Source organism: Mycobacterium sp. Aquia_213 (genome assembly GCF_026625985.1).
In the GTDB taxonomy this organism is placed as follows: Bacteria; Actinomycetota; Actinomycetes; order Mycobacteriales; family Mycobacteriaceae; genus Mycobacterium.
The window spans coordinates 4,313,966-4,331,965 of the sequence record NZ_CP113116.1; the positions used below are offsets into that span (position 1 = coordinate 4,313,966).

18 protein-coding genes and 1 pseudogene are annotated in these 18,000 nt (G+C 60.8%); 5 read left to right on the top strand and 14 right to left on the bottom strand.

Going from position 1 to position 18,000, the window contains the following annotated elements; genetic code table 11:
* Positions 1-660: 660 nt before the first annotated feature.
* From LMQ14_RS19950 to LMQ14_RS19990, 9 genes and pseudogenes are all read right to left on the bottom strand, one after another.
* On the bottom strand, positions 661-1,200 hold the full coding sequence (locus tag LMQ14_RS19950) for a hypothetical protein (protein WP_267731244.1): 540 nt from the start codon (positions 1,198-1,200) through the stop codon (positions 661-663).
* 623 nt (positions 1,201-1,823) lie between these two features.
* A pseudogene (locus LMQ14_RS19955) lies at positions 1,824-2,015 on the bottom strand (translation initiation factor IF-2 N-terminal domain-containing protein); the annotation flags it as partial.
* Positions 2,016-2,136: 121 nt separating this feature from the next.
* A complete protein-coding gene (locus LMQ14_RS19960) occupies positions 2,137-2,436 on the bottom strand; it encodes a hypothetical protein (RefSeq protein ID WP_267731245.1) in 300 nt (99 codons plus the stop codon).
* Between the two features lie 72 nt (positions 2,437-2,508).
* Positions 2,509-2,715 (bottom strand): hypothetical protein, encoded by a 207-nt coding sequence (locus tag LMQ14_RS19965; protein ID WP_267731246.1) that lies wholly within the window; start codon positions 2,713-2,715, stop codon positions 2,509-2,511.
* A gap of 159 nt (positions 2,716-2,874) precedes the next feature.
* Positions 2,875-4,356 (bottom strand): hypothetical protein, encoded by a 1,482-nt coding sequence (locus LMQ14_RS19970; protein WP_267731247.1) that lies wholly within the window; start codon positions 4,354-4,356, stop codon positions 2,875-2,877.
* Positions 4,357-4,595: 239 nt separating this feature from the next.
* The gene (locus tag LMQ14_RS19975; RefSeq protein WP_267731248.1) at positions 4,596-6,083 is read right to left on the bottom strand and encodes a hypothetical protein; all 1,488 of its coding nucleotides are present in this window, start codon (positions 6,081-6,083) and stop codon (positions 4,596-4,598) included.
* A gap of 32 nt (positions 6,084-6,115) precedes the next feature.
* On the bottom strand, positions 6,116-6,847 hold the full coding sequence (locus LMQ14_RS19980) for a hypothetical protein (RefSeq protein ID WP_267731249.1): 732 nt from the start codon (positions 6,845-6,847) through the stop codon (positions 6,116-6,118).
* Positions 6,848-7,190: 343 nt separating this feature from the next.
* Entirely contained in the window at positions 7,191-8,228 is a 1,038-nt protein-coding gene (locus LMQ14_RS19985; protein WP_267731250.1) for a trypsin-like serine peptidase, read from the bottom strand.
* 499 nt (positions 8,229-8,727) lie between these two features.
* A complete protein-coding gene (locus LMQ14_RS19990; RefSeq protein ID WP_267731251.1) occupies positions 8,728-8,904 on the bottom strand; it encodes a hypothetical protein in 177 nt (58 codons plus the stop codon).
* A 23-nt stretch (positions 8,905-8,927) separates the two neighbouring features.
* Between LMQ14_RS19990 and LMQ14_RS19995 the strand changes: the two genes are divergently transcribed.
* Together LMQ14_RS19995 and LMQ14_RS28175 are read left to right on the top strand one after the other, a co-directional pair.
* Positions 8,928-9,293: a cupin domain-containing protein gene (locus tag LMQ14_RS19995; protein ID WP_267731252.1), complete on the top strand. Its 366-nt coding sequence runs from the start codon at positions 8,928-8,930 to the stop codon at positions 9,291-9,293.
* Between the two features lie 184 nt (positions 9,294-9,477).
* Positions 9,478-9,993, top strand: a complete 516-nt coding sequence (locus LMQ14_RS28175; protein ID WP_324291139.1) for a class I SAM-dependent methyltransferase — start codon at positions 9,478-9,480, stop codon at positions 9,991-9,993.
* Here the strand turns inward: LMQ14_RS28175 and LMQ14_RS20000 are convergent.
* The 3 genes from LMQ14_RS20000 to LMQ14_RS20010 form a co-directional block, all read right to left on the bottom strand.
* Positions 9,915-10,433 carry a hypothetical protein gene (locus LMQ14_RS20000; protein WP_267731253.1) on the bottom strand — a complete coding sequence of 173 codons (519 nt, stop codon included), beginning with the start codon at positions 10,431-10,433 and terminating at the stop codon, positions 9,915-9,917. The two genes, LMQ14_RS28175 and LMQ14_RS20000, sit on opposite strands and share 79 nt — an antisense overlap.
* Positions 10,434-10,534: 101 nt before the next feature.
* On the bottom strand, positions 10,535-11,758 hold the full coding sequence (locus LMQ14_RS20005) for a hypothetical protein (protein WP_267731254.1): 1,224 nt from the start codon (positions 11,756-11,758) through the stop codon (positions 10,535-10,537).
* Positions 11,759-11,760: 2 nt separating this feature from the next.
* Entirely contained in the window at positions 11,761-12,060 is a 300-nt protein-coding gene (locus LMQ14_RS20010) for a hypothetical protein (protein ID WP_267731255.1), read from the bottom strand.
* Between the two features lie 199 nt (positions 12,061-12,259).
* On the opposite strand from LMQ14_RS20010, the gene LMQ14_RS20015 reads away from it, so the two are divergent.
* Complete coding sequence (locus tag LMQ14_RS20015) at positions 12,260-12,523, top strand: hypothetical protein (protein WP_267731256.1); 264 nt, start codon at positions 12,260-12,262, stop codon at positions 12,521-12,523.
* Between the two features lie 544 nt (positions 12,524-13,067).
* Positions 13,068-13,376, top strand: a complete 309-nt coding sequence (locus LMQ14_RS20020; RefSeq protein ID WP_267731257.1) for a hypothetical protein — start codon at positions 13,068-13,070, stop codon at positions 13,374-13,376.
* Here the strand turns inward: LMQ14_RS20020 and LMQ14_RS20025 are convergent.
* Positions 13,373-14,962, bottom strand: coding sequence for an SIR2 family protein (locus LMQ14_RS20025; protein WP_267731258.1), 1,590 nt, complete (start codon positions 14,960-14,962; stop codon positions 13,373-13,375). The two genes, LMQ14_RS20020 and LMQ14_RS20025, sit on opposite strands and share 4 nt — an antisense overlap.
* 421 nt (positions 14,963-15,383) lie before the next feature.
* On the opposite strand from LMQ14_RS20025, the gene LMQ14_RS20030 reads away from it, so the two are divergent.
* Complete coding sequence (locus tag LMQ14_RS20030) at positions 15,384-16,046, top strand: DJ-1/PfpI family protein (protein WP_267731259.1); 663 nt, start codon at positions 15,384-15,386, stop codon at positions 16,044-16,046.
* A 107-nt stretch (positions 16,047-16,153) separates the two neighbouring features.
* Here LMQ14_RS20030 and LMQ14_RS20035 read toward each other — a convergent pair whose 3' ends face one another.
* Positions 16,154-17,965: a pyridoxal-dependent decarboxylase gene (locus LMQ14_RS20035; RefSeq protein ID WP_267731260.1), complete on the bottom strand. Its 1,812-nt coding sequence runs from the start codon at positions 17,963-17,965 to the stop codon at positions 16,154-16,156.
* Between the last annotated feature and the right edge of the window lie 35 nt (positions 17,966-18,000).

The following is an 18,000-nucleotide window of genomic DNA, read 5'->3' on the forward strand; positions in this document are numbered from 1 at the left end:
AGATCGGCGTCAAAGTCGATGTCATATGCCATGATTCGACGCTACGAAATCAGCGACACGATTCGCATCGTGCCCAAGTCGGTTTCTTGGAACCCCACCGCGGTATGAGATCTCCTACCGCAGTAGCAGCATCTCGCCCGTCCGGGGGCACGGTGCGACACGTCCGAACGCCGACCGACAATCTACTACATCTGTAGAGAGATAGCGGCGAAATCCGCCCAGCATAGTGCGCGGATCCTCCCGAGACCGCTCCTCCGCCACGCAGGTGCGCGAATCGCAGATCACCACTCTGACATCATGTTTCGGCGGCCTTATCTCCGACAATGGCGATGCGATTTCGCTCAACGATGGCGGTGGCGCGGTCATGATCGTATGCGGCGACATCGATATCGATCCCTTGGTCGCCACCCGCGAGCTCAACAATGAGGCGGCACGTCCGCCGATCAACACCACACGGACCCCGGTCCCGACGAGGCAATCGCACTGCAATCCGCGCTGAATCAGCTCGCCCCTGAGCACCGGCCGTGACTGGGAATCGCACACCGATCGCCACCACCTACAACCCCTGCGCGGACCTCTCGACCATCCTCGTGACTGTGAGGATGTGTCCGGCGGGACGCCAGGCACGGTGTCCACTACGGTGCCCGCCGCGTTAGAGACCTAGTTGCTTTCGGAGAGCGTCAACATCTGATTGAGCCTTGTCGAGGATGTCTTTCGCTGCTGCCGGGCGGTAGCGGTAGGTCTTGTCGTCTTCGATGATGACCAGGTGACGGTCTGCGCCCAGGAGCTTGTGTGCCTTCGGGCCATTGCCGTGGGCCGCGCATTTGCGTGGATGGTTTCGTCATCGGTGGTGCCGATTTCGAGATGACCACCCGCCTCGACGATGGCCTTCATCAGCTTGCGGGTCGGAGTCAACGCTTCAGGCGGCGTCTTGTCTTTGGACTGACCCACATGTGTGTCTGGGGCGATTGGCGTCACGGGCCGCTTGGCGACCACTGCCGGCTTCGTTGGCGTATCGAGACCTACGTGCTGGTCTCCACGCCGCCTGGCGAAATGCCCGGGCGGGTAGTGACCGTTCGCCAGGTAGTACTCACCAGCCGCCAATATGGCTGCGCTCCAGACACCGCCGCGCTTCGACACCGTCGCGAGGCGCCTGTAGGCGAGCACGTTTGCTGTCGTCTTGAGGTGAAGTCGGTCCACTGGCCATCAGGACAACCGTCTCTGATCCATCGGAGAACATCCAGTTGCCGAGTATTGAGCGGAGTATCCAGTGCCACAAGGCATTCCATCACTTGTCGACAGGTGGCGTCGACACCACCTGTGCGGTGTCAGGATCCGGTGGCTTGCGCGCGTCGGAACTCCTGCACCTGGCGCACGGCGTCTTTGACTCCGAGATTGCCCTTGATGACCCGCATGATGATGGTGTCGCGGGAGGGATCGATCCGGCCGAAGCCGATCCGGAGTTCCGCATCGGCAGCCGCCAACCCGGCGCGCGACAACTGCACCGCGACATCCGGGTGCTCGCCGCCGGTCAGCCGGATCCAATCGGCCATGTCGTCCAGCCAGGTGAGCAGCCAACGCTTGAGGAGACGCTCTGCGCGGTCAGTCTCCTCGGGCGTGTAGCGACCGCGCCGAGTCCGGCGTGGATCGATCGCGTACTGATAAATAGCGCTTTCGATCGCACCTGGCTCGTGGCGCGCCGATGCGGCTGAACGACTTCGTCGCGCAGCCTTCGCCAGCGCACCCTCGAATCCCCCATCATCAGCCAAAGTCGGATGCTCGATGTCCGCCGAAACGCCATAGTCCTGATCGTCGATACGGCGCGGCGGAGAGCCTGCGAACTTGCGCCGCAAGCGATCGGCAACTTTGGCATCGACAGTGCTGCTTGCAGACTTGACGAACTCGCCAAGCTCATTAAACTCGGCCAACACTTGTTTCGCGGTCAGCCCTAATTCCTTCGCCAGCTCGTGAACACGAATACCCACAACCAGAAGGATATGCGGCGGGTCCGACATACACGAGTATCCGAGCCGTGGCCTGGCTGATCGTCGCGCAACATCCGCGTCTTGAGCTGCCCCAACGACTGTTGAAAGAATCTTCGGTCACACGCCCGCCAACGGCGCCAACAGTATTGCGTCAGCCGCGGTTTGGCTGCTCATGCCACAGCAGACCGCCGGGCTCAGTGGAACCGATGCCGTATCCGGTCAGCCACAAGCCGTAGTCCGTCTCGTACCAGTCGACCGACCCCTCAGCCACGTCGCCCGTGGGGTAAGGATTGCTGTCCTCAGGCTCTCCACGATGTGCAGCAGTCCGGCCAATGCAAAACGGGCACTCATCGTGGTCATCGAAAAACTCCAGCGCCTTGTCCGTGATCCGCAGCTTCCTGCCGTCCGGCAAGTCAAAGTCCTCGTCGTCACTCTCCGAGCCGTCGTCCATAAAGCTATCGTCGCAGCCACCACCGACAGCACGCCGAATCGATTCACGACGGTTGCCAACCAGGTCGTCAGTTCATCCTTCGTGGCTGAGCTGCAGCCCAACGTGCTCGGCAGTTTCGTGATGCCAGCGCTCATGACGGCCGAGTTGCACACGCTGCGCCCCTTGCTCGACCTTGATGTCGTCCAGTTGGGCCATCACGTCATCGAACCGGCGATACATCTCGTCTGCGTCAGCTTTCTTCGCTAGTTCCGCATCGAGTTTATCGAAGCGTTCAGTCACGTACCTGAATAGTCTGGAGAATTCGTCTTGCGTCATATCTAAACCAATTATATTGCAAATCAACGACCTTGGGAATATTGGTTTGAATCTACTTGCAATAACGACGGACTCATCAAAACTCAAAGGGCACCGCGCATTGGATGCGCGGCGGATGACTTGCTAAAGCTCCCAGGTGAAGCTCGGCAGAACGTCCGCGCGTATCGCGCAGACATACGACGCTTTTGACCCCGGTGCGGTGTGGGGTACGAGGATGCGAAATCCGCTGTTCGTTTCGAACGGCTCTTGCCAGGCGAGCGGTTGGCCCTTGTCGGCAACCAGTTTGAAGTAGTTCTCGCTAAATGTGTCCGTCCCAAGGCTGGTAGGGCCGATCATAAAGCGGGCCTGACGTTGTAGGTTCGGATCGTATTGATAGTCATCGTCGGCGACTGCCCCCGTGGGCTCGCTTTTGAGGCGACACAGTCCTGGGGTGCGACGCCCTGGACGGGCGAGGGTGAAGATCGAGATTGGGACCCGCCCCGAATCGGTGATGGTGGTATGCCAGACGGTCCAGGTGGTGAGGTTCACCTCTTTGAACACCTTGATCAGTCGGGCCACCACGAGTTTGAACATGGCCTTGGCCCCAAGCGCTATTAACGCCACCAGTGGGTGCACCACTGCCGAAAGCGCTGTCGCCGCCAGCGCGTCGCTGGGAAGCGAATTGACGGCGCGCCCGACCAGCTCCTCAATCCGGTTGCGCGAGTTGTCGACTTGCTCACCGATCAAGTCATTTATCTGCTCCTGCTTCGCCTCCACCCGGGCCGCGATCTTGCTCGCGAGGCGTACCCGTGGCCCCTCCATGAGGTGCAGGGTGAACGCCCACGCTCCCGTCGGCGAACTGAGGGAATCCCAGTAATACGACGGGTGTTCGTCGTCGATCGTCGCTCGATACCCACCACCGGCACCAACTTGGCCGGGTCGTTGCGCGTTTCCTTCAAAGCCGACGAAAAGTTTGTGACCGTAGGTCGCCTCGAGTGCACCCACGTGGTCGCCAAAAAGATAGGGGTGCGCGACCCGCGCGCAGTAGATCGGCTTTCGACCGCCGAGTGCCGATGGCCGCTCAAGCGAGCATGACGCCCTCCAGTGGAAGGAACTGCCGGGTTTGGCTTTCTCCTTGAGCCATTTGAGAGTTTGGTCGTAAATGTTTGCGCTGCGCTCGGATGTCCGGCCCGAATCGATAAAGCTGCGCGCGGCGGTGTCGACATAGTTGCGCTCGTTTGTGAATAACTCTGCATCGGCTTCGGCGGCTTCCGCCACCGCGTCCTGCACCACGTCGGCCAGTGCCTGGGGGGTCAGCGGAAGCGTGTCAGCTGCCAGCGCCACGCGAAGGCTGTCAATCGCGCTCGGTGACATGTCCAACAACGCACCAAGGCGGTCGACGTAGAGCGGCATCTGCTCCTCCAGCACACTCCGAGCCAGATATGCGCTGGCCGCCATCAAGTCCGACAGGGCCGGATTACTGTCTGCGACGATATCGGCAAACGCCAGCCATCCCTCAAACGGCGCCTGGAATACTGGCCCGGAACTCTCCGACTCAAATGAGGTCGTGGCATCTCTCGCGACGGGGTCAACAATCGTCGTGCGTTCCTCGTAGTGCGACGTCATTGTGCGCCTCCATATGCCGCCCATCTGCCAGACAATCTGATCACGCAACATCTCACCGAATGGCCAATTTTGGGCAAACGTTCATTTACCATTCCGAAGTTGGAAGATGACTCCCTGCGGTAAGCAGTGATAGGAGCGTTGCGGACGGCCTGCCAGGCCGCAGCTTGCCCCCAGGGCAATCTGTATCCGCCAAGACGGACGACGACCGCAGGCCCCAGGGCCTTCCGCGATCAAAGCCCTTATCGTTGCTTTGACTTGCCGCGCCGACGCGTGGCTTGAGTAGTCGGTTGGGGAAGCTTCGCCCAGTCCTTCAGCCATTCGTTGGGGGCGAATGTCTTGTCCTCGTAGTGCTTTTGCAGCGCTGACGTTGATTGTGCGGTCATCTTCGATGCTGCGATCTCTTCGCCCCCGCCTTCCTCCCACGCTGAACGCCAAAGCACGGCCAAGGTTCGCGCGCCATCCGCGAGCCGCGCAACGGTTTTCGGGCCGAAGGCTTTCCATAGCGCTTCCGTGCGGCCAGCGCCGGGATGGCTGTCGTAGGTGTCGAGGATGTCATGCGGGGCGATGGCCTCAATCGTCCGCTTCATCAGTGCGACGACCGTCTCGGCGGCGTGGTCCGAGCCGGTGATCAAGTTTGGGCCGCCCTCGTCACCGGCGTGGTAGCCGTCGAGAGCTTTGTTGACCCCGGAGACGACTTCTGGGGCGAACTGGTCGAGCATTTTGGTTTCGTATTGCCCGTGCACACCGTCGTCGGTGGGGTCGTCCGGTTCGCCATGGTGCAGCCGTGACACATGCAGCGGCTGGCAGGCATCGCCGACATAATGGGCCAGCACGCCGGCCGCCGCAACGTATAGCGTGACGTTCTTTTCGCGCACCGCGTTGACCATGATGTCGTAGAGCTGGGCTACCCGAAATGGCAAGGCGCCGCGATGCTTATCTTCGGGCGGCCTGGGCAGATCGTTATAGAAGTCGGTCCAGCCCTGCGGTGCACGCCATTTCGGATCGCCGTTGTCCCACAGCTCCAATAAGGTGCTGTGGTCGGCGACGCTTCCACCTGGCTCGTCCATGTCGGCGAAATGACTCGGCGCATCCTTGGGTCGCGTGTTGCGCCAGACCAGATCAGGCACGTCGGCCAGCGCGACGAATTCGTCGCGGTGCGCCGCCGACGGTAGCTGGCCTTTGGAGATGTCGTCGTCGGACACGGCAATGCGGTCGAGGTTGGCCGTCAGCAGCGTGGCGAGCTTAGTGCCGGGTTGCCCGAGTGTGCAGGCCGATGCGGCGATCTTGTAGTGCCCGACCTTTCCCCAACAGAGGCTGTGATCGGCGAGCGAGTCGTCGTTGAGCAAAGTGACGCCGAGCGTCTGGGCGACGCCGGCCAGGGTAGAGGCCAGCACGTAGTCGGTCGGTTGGCCGCCATCGGCATCCAGCACGACTTGGCCACCCCACTGCATCGCGAGGGGGCTGACCACCGGTAGTTCGTGTGACGCGAACTGACGAACGTGGGGTCCGCCCGGGACATTGGAATCGGCTTCTTCATCCCATACCCACACGGCGCCGGAATCGCCTGGGCGCGAGGCGATGTCGTCGTCCTCGGTGCGCGAGCCAATCAATAATTCGGCGATCTCGTCGACCCCGCCGACGCTGCGCCAACGGTGAAACAGGCCCAGGATGGAGCCGCGCAGTGGTCCGCTCGCCGCACCGGTTGCCTTCACCGGGCAGCCGATCAACGACAGGCCGACAGTATCGACGTTCAGGTCGATCAGGTCGCTATCACACCGAGCCCATACAGCTGGCTAGTCCAACCGTCGACCGAGTCCAGTTCCACCAGCCCGGCGTCCACGTCGAGCTCGGCGCGGGTGGCTGCGATGCCCGGATACAGACTCTGCAGTGACCGGCGCGTTGCCACGCTGGCGACACGACCGATCGGTACCGTGCGGCCCTGTTGCGCGACGGTCACCATCGACCGGGCAGGTCCCAGAACGTGGCGCGACGTCAACGCGTAGACACGCGAACCGTCGGTGACCAGCGCCCCGATCGTGCCCATCCGTCGCCGTCCCTGCTCATCGGCGAACAATGGCAACCCGGGCCCCTTGGTGATTGATCCGAACCGCAGCTGTGGTTGGCGACCGGTGCCGCCAGCCAATGGCGTCTGCACCACGCACGTCGGAACCTGACGCCCATCGGGCAAATACAACCGGTTGGGTATCACCTGATCGATCCCGTCAACGCCCGGTGGATCGACCATCCACTCCCGTACAAAGACCAGCACGCATGGCCACGACCATTTAGTGATCGCGCTGTTGGCGAGGGTTCGTGGCTTCTTCGACCACGACGGGCTCCCGGCACCGGGGTCGGTGAACCGAGGATCGTCGCGGCGAATGAGGTACCGCCCCAATGCCGTTCCCACCACGTTGGTCAGGTTGGCTAGATGGACGTGGTAGGCGTCACGCGCATCGGCCAGATCCCTTAGCGACAATGCTTCGAAATCCACGCTGCGAGCAAATCGGCTGTTCACGACCATCCCCTTTAGCCGTGCAGTGATGATGGGTGGCTGTCGCGGTGCTATCGAAGCCGGTAGCAGCCGCTATGACTATCTCCGCACTCCAGGGAGCCGATTTGCCACAAACCTACCGAAATTTCACGTGCTGTTTCATTTGACGCTGTCGAGCAAACTCTGCTAGGGCGGAGTTCGTAAGACTCTGCACATCCACCCATTCAATCCCTCAGCTCGCATAAACATGGCTCAAAACGACGGCGACAGGTCATGCGGACTCGGTAACGGGGATTCGCCGCTCGGTGAGCGCATGAGCGATTGTGACGCTCCCGGCGGCGATTTAGACACGCGGCCAATTTCCGTAAGTATGGAAGAAGTTGTACGTGGTGGTATCCCATTGCCGCCCCTCATTCCAGACACGGAAAGGCGTCGATGTCATCCACTGCGTCGACTGGATTGCGTTGCAGCGGTTGTCACCATTGTCGTAGATACCGGCGCCACTATCGCCGGGAATGATGTCAAGATCGTGCTGGTACCGAGTGCCAAAGGAGGTGCCGGTGAAGCTTCCGCCTTTGACCCACGGCGAAGGAACCGGTTTGTCGCTTGGATAACCGATGCACGTCTTCGAACCGTCGAACTTCTGGCCAGTCCCGAACCAGCCAGTCTGGTCGCCAAGGCGCGGCCTCGATGGGCTGAACTCCAAAACGGCGAAGTCCCAACTCCAGTCGCCGCTGTTCCAGGGCCCCTGTTTATTCCACGCCCCGGGGAGCGTGAGACTGTCGGCGAGGAAGCTGCCGAAAGGAGCAGTTGGCGCCACCGTGTCGGCGCCGAAGATAATGCTGGCGGACGTGATCCAGCCGTCGTTGTAGAAGCAGTGCGCGGCGCACAACGCCGTGCTCGGACCGATCATCGTTGCTGTACAGCCCTGCGATAGGTAGGCGTTCGCCGATCCGGGAAAAAACCGCGGATTGTCAACCCGTCGTCGATCGTCTGGACCGACGACAAAATACGGTCTCGCGAAGGCGCTCTTGCCTCCCCACGACCCTGACGTATTAGGAACCTCATCCATCGCCAGAATGAGATCCGCGACAACGTAATCCGGTTCCTCTAGCTGGTACTCATACGTCCCCACGAGTCGCCGAGGCTGCAGTTTCTCGGCCAATTCGTCTCGGCTCATGGTCCGCGGGTCTGGCGGTGGCGACTGGCGGTCCGCCTCGACGATTCGCCGCTGCTGCTCCATCTCCGCGATGTTGACTTCCTTAGGCTTGATCTCCTCCACCGCGATCCAGCGCCGACCATTTGCATCTGTGAAATCAGCGCCCGCTGCATGTTGGGACGTCGGACCGAGCATCACATGCCCCGAAGCATCATCGTTCATTGTTGGCCTCCCTAAGAGTGGTGATGGCGAAAGTGTGCTCCGTGCGCCAACTCATAGGCATGCGTAGTCGACTACTTGATTTGCACGAATGCGTTTGTCGTCCAATCGAAGCGAAGTCAGACGTGCATCCACGGAGCGGTCCGTGCATCTCTGCGTTTCACTCCGTATTCGCCCTCCGGTTCACAAATCGTCCCGCAGGTGCAACGATTCCTCTGATGGCTGAACACGATGCCGCCCAGGCCATGGAACTGGTCCGGGCGCTATGCGATTAGCTGGGCAAGATGAACCGACGACTTGTCTGGCTAGAACACCACGGCTCCAAAATGGAGGCTGCAGCGCTGCGACGAGATGTCCACCAAGCGCAGAGCCACATCAATCGCCTGGAAACCAAGTATCTACGCGGAGACGAGCACAGATCGGAGGCTCAGCTCACTCGACAGGCTCTGTGACGCGTACGTACGGGCGGCTGTGACGCGGCGCTGTCACGACAGCCACTCAGTCAGGTTATCCGAATTTGTATCTTGCGTGCGGACTCGATCATGGCGTCAACGGCGATCTCAGCGAGCCGGTCGGCATCGACGACCGGTAGTGCGGCGTCGTCGCAGATCGCACGGCTGATATCGGTGATGAGGTAGGTACGAATATCGTTGACGCGTTTGGGCGGGGCAGCTAGCACTACGGCGTGGGCATACTTACCGCATGACCAACACCCGCGTCGACCTGGCCGAGAAACTGAACCTGTTGTCCGAGTACTGGTCGCCAAAGACCGTTGCGCAACTGAATGATTACGAGATCAAGGTCGTCAAGATTCAAGGCGAATTCGTCTGGCATAGCCACCAGGACACCGACGAGCTTTTCCTCGTTCTGTCGGGCCGGCTGACGATCCAACTCCGAGACCGCAATATTGTGCTTGAACCGGGTCAACTGTTCGTTGTTCCGCGCCGGGTCGAACATTGTCCGATCGCCCATGAGGGGGAGGTTCACGCCGTGCTCATCGAGCCGATGGGGACAGCGAACACCGGCGACGCCGGCGGGCCCCTCGCTGCGACCCGCGAGACCCTCTAACGACGTATCCGCCAACCGCGCAACACCATCCGAACTCCACGGAACCACAATCGTACCGGGAAGAATGCGGTGCATGGAGGAACACGATTTTGTGGCTCTATCGCGCGACGGTTATGACCGCACAGCTACTGCGTACGCTGAGCGGTTCCGTCATCATCTTGACGATAAGCCGATCGATCTGGCGATGGTGGGTGCGTTTGCTGGCTTGCTCGCGAAAGGCGAGAACAAGCGCGTCGTCGACGTGGGGTGCGGCAGCGGAGTGCCGACTGCCTTGTTAGACCGCCTTGGTGTTGAAGCGTTCGGGATTGACTTGTCTGCGAAAATGATTGATGAAGCACATTTTTTCGTCGTCGACCTCAAGACGTTGAAGATTGGCTGGTGTGTGCAGGATTTCGTGTCTATGCCCAACTGGTGCGCCAACCCGATGACGACGGGTTCGAATCCACCCCGCACGCCTATCTCATTGCACGAAAGACCTAGCGGGACAGCGGAGTTAGTCGGCGGCGGCGCAGGTTTAGGCAGCGGCCAAGTGCGGAGCACAGCCCGCCGCAACGACGGCAGATGGTCAGGGTTGAAGCCCCTAGGGTTCTGCCCGCATGGCCCACGCGGGAACTACCAGGTTCAGGATCGCGGAGCTTGGTCGCGGAGGTCGATGTTGCCGCCGTCGCGGGTAAACCCTTGCTCGGGACGCAGCGTGTAGTTCGAGGGGATGTCAGCGGTCTTGTAGTAATTGTAAAACAGTTCGGCGGCTTCATCGGCCTCGAAAATCTCGTGACGACTGCGCATTTCGGTGCTGCGCGGCAAAACGATCGGAACGTCAAGAGAGGCATCGCCCTCGTCGTGGGGATGGCCAACGACATAGCGCACCCAGTCGACCCCCCACTGCGACCCGCCCGCCTTGCAGATCTCGACCGTCAGCGTGTCAGCGCGTCCGGCCGCCTGAATGTATTCCCTATTGCGACCCGCGGCCACGGACTGGTCGTAGTCCATCCCCGGTCCCAAGGCCCACAGCACCAGCGCGAATCGATCACTACCGTTGAGACGGCTCAGCCGTGTGCCGAACTCGCCGACGTCAGCGTGGCTGTCAAAAACGACGACGTTGCCGTTGCCGTACTGCATGACATGGGTAGCGACCGCCACGAACACATCGTATAGGGCTGCGCCGACGTCGTCTGCCCTAGGACGGCGCGAGGCATTGCCATGACTGGGTGACGCTGAAGCGAACAGATTCGGCCGTCCCGTTAGTCCGGCACCTCCGTCGGTACGTGCTGGCCACCGATTCCGAGTCCGGGGATCCCAGCCCCTCCGCCGCCACCTCCGCCGAAGCCGCCGGAACTAGGTCTGGGCGCCACCACAGGTGGAGGCGGCGGCGCAACGGGTCGCGGCGCGACAGGTGGAGGCGGCGGTTCCGGCACGCGGGGCGGCAGAGGCTCTCCGACCCTTGGCAGCGGCTCGGGTGCGAACTGCGGGGCCCGCAGTTCGCGGGTGCCGATGACTTCGACGGGTTGGCCGTTCAACGTGCCCTTCGCCGGGTTTTGCGGCGAAACTTGACCGTCGAAGACCCGCTGATTTGGGGAAAGGGAGGCAGTGCCGGACTTCACTTCGATCCCGGTGTACTCGCCGGGGTGGCCGGGGACGGGCTCGAGGGCGTCGTAATAACGATAAATTGGCTGTCCCGTCTGAGGATCGATAACGGTCACTCTGATTTGCTGCCTGAGCAGTTGCCTACCCGTTGCAGCTTCTTCGTCCTGGAGCGCCTTTTCTGCTGCTGCCGCGCCATCGGCGCTGCCGGTGTTGCCGTCGCTGTATTGGCCGAGACCGTTCCGTCCGGGGTAGCGAGGATTCGGGTCGTATGGTCCCGGCGGGGGCGGGTCTTGCTTCCAGTGGTTGTCCACGGCGTGCACATGGTTGTCCTTCGGGGGGCTGCCGAAGGACGGGTTTTGCGGGAAGGTGTCGCGGATTCCGGCTACGGCGGCGGTGATTTTGCCGGCGACTTGTTGGTCGAGGCCGACAAGCTGTGCAGCGCGTTGACGGATGTCGGCGGCGAACGCTTGCGCTTGAGCTTGCCGGGCGGTCCGCTGCGCGGCCGATCCGCCGGTCATGCGATCGGTGACCGAAAGGTCTTCGCCCACTTCGAATCCGGCGGCGCGGGCGTCTTCGACGGCGTATCGCACGCGGGAGCGGGCCGCATAGAGATCTGAGGCCCCGCTGCGCGCGACGCGGGCCGCTGCCTGTAGCTGGTCGACTGCTGCGCTGGTCGTTTGAAGGTCGGCATGTGTCGCGGAGCGCAACTTTTCGGCGGCTTCGCCGCTCCAATCGACCGACATGGAATCTCGCCAAACCCGTTGGGCCACCCCGTAGCTGCGTTCACTCACACTGTCCCAGTGAGCGGCTGCTTCGGTGAGATGGTCGGTGGGCCAGGACAGCAGCGCTGAGAGGGCGGGAACTCCCGCGACCGCGGTCATGGCTACACGCTGGTCACCGACGGAGCCACCGCAGCAGCCTCGGCGGCCGACTCAGCTTCGTTGGCGAGATAGCCAGCATCGGCCGCGGTGACCCCACTGACGCGTGTACCCACCCGAGCGGCCAGGCCGGCGGTGAACGCTGCGACATCAGCGTGGGCGGCATTGACGGCGGACGCGCTGACCTGACACGACAACCCCACCCCCGCTGGCGCTGCCGTGCTGGTTAGTTCGCCCACCGCAGCATCCCAGCGAGTGGCCATCGCCTGCACACCCGCAGTGTCGACACGCAACGTCGGCTGCATAAGCGAAGTGTAGGCAAGCGAGCCTTGCGCGAACCAGTCACCACCATGACCGCTGCCAGCATCGATCTCCGCGATTCACCGGGATGACCCAACTCGGTGCTCATGCACAAGGGCCGCATAACTGACCCGGCGGACTTCACGTCAGGCCGTCATCATGACGAGATGCGCTTCTATGTCACGCCCGTACCGTCAGAACCCAATGGCCGACACCTCAGAACGTATCCCTCGACTGGACTCACCGGTTAGTCAACTGAGCGGTGATATCAAGCGCGGCGCCAGGGTCATGATGGTGGTCGGTCGTGTTTCGGCACTCGCCATAGAGGATGATTTGTCCGCGAGTGTGGTCAGACGGCAAAAACTCAAATTTGCGGTCACGCCGTTTTTGTTCAGGTTAGTGCCAGTGCTGTCGACCGGCGGGGCGCCTTCGCTCCCGCCGGTCGGCGTCGCCGAACGGATGTGCTAAAACTACGCGTCCGGGTCGCCTTTCCCATGATTAGCGGTCAGGGGTTCACTCGGCGATCCTGTTGCGGGTGGCAGCAGGTTGTCGATGCACGCGTACATGGTGAAGGCATGTTTCGGACTGATCGGGACTAGCGGCGGCGGACCCAGAGTACGGCGACCAGGGATTGCCTGCCCCTTGCACTCCAGGCAGCAAACCTTCGGTCACAACCTATGGTCCCACGGACCTAGATCGGGACGGAGGCCTGAAACGATGGGTTGTCACAACAACGCGCGTGAGCGCCCCGGTACGTGACCGACATGACACAACAGGGCGGAGTCGAGCACGGCTGGCTCGTGTTGTACTTAGTACCAGGCAAAAGTCCGGTTGTCGAAACACTCGTCAAGCAAGGGGGTATTGTATTGGTAGCCCCGGCTAGAGAGAGGGACCGATCATCGTTCTGGCGCCGGTTCGTTCCCCTTCGGGCGTCGACGACAATCCCTGGGTGAACCTCTCTAGCAAACCGTAATCTTGACATAAATGCCAGTTAGATGCTCTAATTAAATGGATGGAACAACTGAATATAGCCAGGTCATTAAATAGCAACAGACCGCCCGAGCTTGCCGAGCTGGGCCGCCTCCCGCCGAACCAACTTGAAGGGATCGATACAACGATGACGACTCCGTCCGCTGAGGCCCTTCTGCTCGATGCTATCCAGGCCGACGAAGACTACACACCGCGCTCAATTGATGAATCCGCACAGGAATCAGCGAAACGGCTTGAGGCTATTAAGCGCGAACGCGCGATACGGGACGCTGAGCGCGGTGCGAAGCTGCTCGCTAAACGAAGTGCAGCCAAACGAAGCAAGCGGAGCTAGGTTAGCTGGACGTCGAGCGCCCTCTCTCCGAGATCTGTTAGATCCTTGACGAGGTTCTGCATCTTGCCTACGTCATTGTTCGGTAACGCGGTCTGATCTTTCGCGCACGACGACACCAGCGTGATCGCCCCGGCGAAGAGGCGCATGTCGTCTCGGTCAAGGTAGATAGGCACCGCCAGGAATGACTGCCAGTAGGAGTCCTTCGATAAGCCCAGCTCGGCCGCTCCGAGGTGCATCACGCGCCCTTCGGTGAATGACCGGACAGTTGCGCGGCTTGAATTGACGGCGAGGTCCGCACGCTTCATGGTGGTCCGGTCCATCGGTATGCCCATCGACGAGGCCCAAATTTTCAGTTGGCGCTTATTCCGTACATCGTCGCGGGCCCAAATCTCTAATTTAAATGACTCGTCGTTTCGCGCATTGCGATAGTCAGCCGCAATATCTCGAACTTTCTTACGCAGGTTTCTATGCACCCCGATGGTATTTTCTGCCGTCGCCGCCTCGACGCTCCAGCTTTCCCACCAGCGAAGCAGACGTTGGTCGTAGGCAAATTTGGAGTCTGCTTTCAAGTACTCCCTTGCGCCATTGACCGTACAAACGGCCAACTCTTCAAAGAACTGGGCGGTTTGGAATTTGAAATCCACAGGCAGCATCTTGTCAAGGCCGAGGCGCACACAGCGAGAACCAATATGCTCAATTAATCTCGCCATTGTGTCTCCATCGACTCCGGATATACCGAAGGATGAAATAGGGGTAAGGTACACACGATACTGAGCGCCCTTCCGCTTGTTATCTGCATCAAGCGCGAGGGCCTCGATTAGTGGTGGATCGGTGAGGCTTGCACCTACGATGACTAGTGCAGAATCTGCTAACCGTAGATATCGAAGTAGGACTTCTACTGTCCGGCTACGCGTCTCCGCATAGTCCAATTCGTCAACGACGATCGTACCTTGGGGCGAAGCCGACTCGGGCAGTCTCCCGTGCAAGTACACAAGGTTGATGTCGGCCGACGGATAGCTATTTGGCACGCGAGGCCCCAAGACGTGCTTCTTGTACGATGGAGCGGGTTTCGTGCGAGTCCTAATGCGACTAAGCTCTTTTTGGATCTCTTTTTCTAGGTATATATCATAATTTGTGGTGATAAGAGTCACTTGAGACCCGATGCTGGTTGCGGCAACTGCATAACGCGCGATATTCGTTGCTAGAGCGCCACTCTGCCACCCACTTTGTTCGTACAGTTCATTTCGTAGCCAATTGTGAATTTTCGATCGACACTCAAGTTGTTTCGGATATCGCACTTCGCAGTAGCCAGTAAGGATAGTTGCAAGCCTCTGCGCATCTATCAGTTGCGGCAACGCTTCAATGTCAGCTTCGCTGATGTAAAGGTCGTCTCGGTTCTCCGGCTTCGTGGGACGGAGTGCCGATGATATCAACTTCTTCCAGCCCAGGCCCGTCCTGTCGATCGTTACGCCCGCTCCACAATACACAATGATGTGCTGGCGCTTGACGATCTCGGCTACGGACTTTTTGGTCGTTTCGCCCGAAAAGAAAGGTTGGGGACTACGTTCGAATTCTTGATCGCTCATGACAAGACCGACTCTCCATTCCCCATTTGTTTCGGCGCGCTGTTGAAATCTCGGCAGACTTGGGACATTTGCGGTCCGCCAGAAAACGGGATCGCAGCCTCAGATCTCCACAAAGTCGGGCGGTACACGCTGCTCGATACCGTGGCTCCAGGCTTTCTGGCCAGGCAGCTCTGACTGTTGTCATAGGAGGATTGTGCCCGACAAGTCGGTGGCCGCACCGCAAAATCGAGTAAGGCCGGGAGCCTGATGAGCGACGCCTTACGTTAATGTCCTCATCGGGATGCAATTCGAGAGGACATCTGGCGAACGCCCCAACTGCGGCGAGGCGCATCCGGATCCGCGTCGCATGCCGATCGCAGCGGAAGGAAATCGGATGACGACGACTAGCCGAGAGCGTCCTGCGACCCAGAGGGTCGGCATCTTGGTCTTTGACGGTTTCGAGCCGATCGACGTGTTTGGATTTGCCGAAGCCTTTTCCATCGCACGCTTCCTTGGCCAAGGCTATGCCGCCGAACCGCCGTACCCATTCGAGACCGTGCTGATTGCTAAGCAGGTTGCGACGGTGAAAAGCATCAACGGGCCCTCGGTCATGCCGGACTGGGACTTCGCGCGGGCGCTCAAGGAGCCGCTCGATGTCCTCATGGTGCCAGGTGGCGGAGGTGTCTGGCCGTTGCTTAACGCCGAGGCGGATATTGAAGGGGTCGCGGCGCTGCTGGACTGGATGCGTGCCATGGACGACAAAGTGCACATTATGGCGTCGGTATGCGTAGGTGCCGCCGTTCTGGCGAAGTGTGGCTTCTTGGATGGCTTGCCCGCCGCGACGAACCATGGCGCATTCGCGTGGGTGGCCCAGCACGGCCCGCGCGTGCTCTGGGACAACGTGGCGCGATGGGTCGATGCCGGCAGATATGTCTCTTCTGCAGGAGTCTCTGCCGGCACCGATCTCGGCTTCTATCTGGTATCGCGGCTGGCCGGCCGAGCAGTCGCCGAAATCGCAGCGATTTCGGCCGAATACGATTGGCACCGCGATCCCTACCAGCCGATCTGCTATCCGCAGCAAGCCAGCATTCCGGACACCGATTAATGGACTCTCGCCTGCGCTGCTGCGCGGCGACGCCTTTTGCAACGACGACTCGACGATCACGAGGGGACCGACTAACTACCGATCGCCGCTATCTCTGCTGGGAGGGCTCACTGGAATCCGCGGCCGACCACTGGCACCGCAGTGCCCAGCATGGGCGCGGCGGTGGTCGGCAGATCGGAGGCGAAGCTGACCGCTACGGCGGCTACCGCTGCGCGCGGAATCGTTTGCGCCGGAAGGAAAGCCCCGTCCTCGCTGAGGTCGTCGATTAACTTGTCGATCAATTCCTTGTTGACGCCTGGCATCACGAACAGGTGGGCATAGTCGAGGCTGCTATCGCTTTGGTATGTCTCGGTGGAGAGCGAGTATTTGAAGACCAGCGAGTCGGCGGGCTTGAGGAAGCGGACCGTCAGCGCCAGCGGGGTGCGAGCGACGTGCAGATCCCTGTCGAGTTTGTTGGCGAGAGCGGTCAACTCTTGGACGGCATAGTCGGCGACTTGCAGGGCTTCCAGCGCCCGGTCCACCTGATCGGCTTGCGAGTAGCGTGCCAGGTGTTCCCACAGCAGCACCGCGGAGAATCCGTTGCGTGATCCGGCGAAGGTTGTGTCCGGGCTGCCAATGTATACGGGTATATCGGGTGGCTGGAGTTGATATTTGGTCTTGGTCATATAGACGCCGCACGGCCATGGAGCCCCGATCCATTTATGTCCACTCATCGAGATGGAGAACACGTGCTCGATGGCGAAGTCGAAGTTGGGGATCGGCGGCAGGTTCGCCACCCGGTGGCCGCCAGCTTGCTTCGCCATGCGCAAGTAGGGCAGGTACGCTGCGCCCAGGGCGCCGTCAACGTGGATCCAAAACCCGTGGCGCCTAACGGTTTTACCGTGCGGCGTGCCATCGGGCAAGTGCAGAACGCGTTCGTACATACCGTGATTGCGCATGATCTGGACAATGCGCGGCTCGATGTCGCCGACGGGGTCATAGGCCCCCTTGAAAGTGGTACCGGCGTTCAGACTGATCAGTGCGGGATACCCGCGGGCGGCGAAGAAGTCCACTAGCGCGCACAACTTGTCCACGTCGATAGAGCCGGGTCCGCTGTCGCCGTCGACCGACGGTACTTCGTCCGGCCATGGCCCCCCGAACGGACATTGATCGGCGTACAGGCTTTTACCGAGCTGAGCGAACGTTGGGATACCTAGTACCCGCACCACTTTGGTCAGCGAGTAGTGCGTGTCGGCCGAGTAGAACGCGACGGGTGTGCATTGGGTACCGGTGTCTGTGCCGTTCTGTTGGCCGACTTCCCCTTCTGTCACATCCGCGCTGTCCACCGGAGACGCCGCGATCGCCGAGACCCAGAGCAATCGGGTCGGATCGGTCGGGTCGAGGACGAGCGCACGGCCCTTGAGATAGTCGCGAGCGTTCCATAATCCGTAGAGGTTTGCTTCGGTCGACCCCATGCTGAGCAGGTATCCCCAGTACGACTCGCCATCGTCTGGGCTGTGCGGGGTCTTGGCGCGCCACAGTCGCGCGAAATAGTCCAACACGTCGCGCTCGAACTCCTTACTGTTCACGGTGAAGTTTCCTTCGGTGAACGGATCTCCGAGGTTGTTGACATGATGGTCAAGCATCCACGCCAGCTGCTGGGAGTATTCGGCGTGCTGGTTGGCCTGATAGCCGAGGAAGGAACCCCCTTGCCGCTCGATGTACTGGCGGTAGGATGCGATTGTTTCGTCGCGCTGATCCGGTGTTAAGCCGTTGTCGCCCAGCGAGTATGGCCGCTCCCAACGGCCCGGTTGCCCTGTGTCCGCGTCTGGGCTGACGACGCCGCGGAACGATGACAGGTAAGACGGGCGGGACGGGCCGTCCACCCTTTCGGGTTTTCCGGCGCCGCCGCGGTCGTCATCACTGATAACGTCGGTCATAGCTACTCCCGGTTGTTTGTGTCCGATTGACTTGG